The organism is Stenotrophomonas sp. YIM B06876 (assembly GCF_030711595.1).
In the GTDB taxonomy this organism is placed as follows: domain Bacteria; phylum Pseudomonadota; class Gammaproteobacteria; order Xanthomonadales; family Xanthomonadaceae; genus Stenotrophomonas.
The window spans coordinates 1-1,557 of record NZ_JAUJUJ010000184.1; the positions used below are offsets into that span (position 1 = coordinate 1).

1 protein-coding gene and 1 pseudogene are annotated in these 1,557 nt (G+C 69.4%); both read left to right on the top strand.

Annotation, left to right across the window (positions count from 1 at the left end):
- The first annotated feature begins 72 nt into the window (after positions 1-72).
- Positions 73-1,197 (top strand): peptidase U32 family protein, encoded by a 1,125-nt coding sequence (locus tag QZH66_RS15895; protein WP_345783860.1) that lies wholly within the window; start codon positions 73-75, stop codon positions 1,195-1,197.
- Positions 1,198-1,199: 2 nt separating this feature from the next.
- A pseudogene (locus QZH66_RS15900) lies at positions 1,200-1,557 on the top strand (U32 family peptidase); the annotation flags it as partial.

Sequence of the window (1,557 nt, forward strand, 5' to 3'; positions counted from 1 at the left end):
AAAGCGTCCGGCGTAGGGTGCCGGGGTGTGCGATGGCGCTGCTTCTGCGCCCGCGTCCAACCACTCAAGTGCATGCAAGAACCGCCCCCCCCACCACACCTGGAACTGGTCTGCCCCGCCGGCAGCCTGCCCGCGCTCAAGGCCGCCGTGGACCACGGCGCCGACTGTGTCTACCTCGGCCTGCGCGACGCCACCAACGCGCGCAACTTCGCCGGCCTGAACTTTGACGAGGCCGCCATCGCCAACGGCATCGCCTACGCCCATGCCAAGGGCTGCAAGGTGTTCATGGCGCTCAACACCTATCCGCAGGCCGGCAACCCCGGGCTGTGGCGCTCGGCGCTCGACCAGGCGGTGCAGCTCGGCGTGGACGCGGTGATTCTGGCCGACCCGGGCCTGATGCAGTACGCCGTGCAGCAGCACCCGCGCCTGCGCCTGCACCTGTCGGTGCAGGGCTCGGCGACCAACTACGACGCCATCAACTTCTACCGCGAGCAGTTCGGCATCGTGCGTGCCGTGCTGCCGCGCGTGCTCTCGCTCGAGCAGGTGCAGCGCGTCATCGAGCGCACGCCGGTCGAGATCGAGGTGTTCGGCTTCGGCAGCCTGTGCGTCATGGTCGAGGGGCGCTGCGCGCTCTCGTCCTATGTGACGGGCGAGTCGCCGAACACGCACGGCGTGTGCTCGCCCCCGAAGGCCGTGCGCTGGCAGGAAACCCCGCAGGGCCTGGAGTCGCGCCTGGGCGGCGTGCTGATAGACCGCTACGCACCGGGCGAGAACGCCGGCTACCCGACGCTGTGCAAGGGGCGCTTCGACGTCGAGGGCGACGAGAACTACTACGCCATCGAAGAGCCCACCAGCCTGAACACGCTCGAACTCCTGCCGCAGCTGATGAAGATGGGCGTGCGCGCCCTCAAGGTCGAGGGCCGCCAGCGCAGCCCCGCCTACGTGGCGCAGGTCACCAAGGTCTTGCGCGAGGCCATCGACCACTGCAGCGCCAACCCGCACCGCTACGCCCCCAAGCCGGCCTGGATGGGNCCCGCCTACGTGGCGCAGGTCACCAAGGTCTTGCGCGAGGCCATCGACCACTGCAGCGCCAACCCGCACCGCTACGCCCCCAAGCCGGCCTGGATGGGCAGCCTCGACCAGGTCGCCGAAGGCCAGCAGCACACGCTGGGCGCCTACCACCGCCCCTGGAAATGACGATGAACCCCGCCCTCCAAATCTCCCTCGGCCCGCTGCTCTACTACTGGCCGCGCGCCACCACGCTGGCCTTCTATGAAGCCGTGGCGCAGATGCCGGTCGACATCGTCTACCTCGGCGAAACCGTCTGCTCGCGCCGCCACGAGCTGCGCCTGCCCGACTGGATCGACATCGCCGAGCGCCTGCGCAGCGCTGGCAAGGAGGTGCTGCTGTCCACCCAGGTGCTGCTCGAATCGGGCGCCGAAGGCGGCAGCATGCACAAGATCGCCGCCCACCCCGACTACTTCGTCGAAGCCAATGACATGGGCGCCGTGCAGCGCCTGGCGGGCCAAAAGGCGTTCGTCGCCGGGCCGCAGCTCA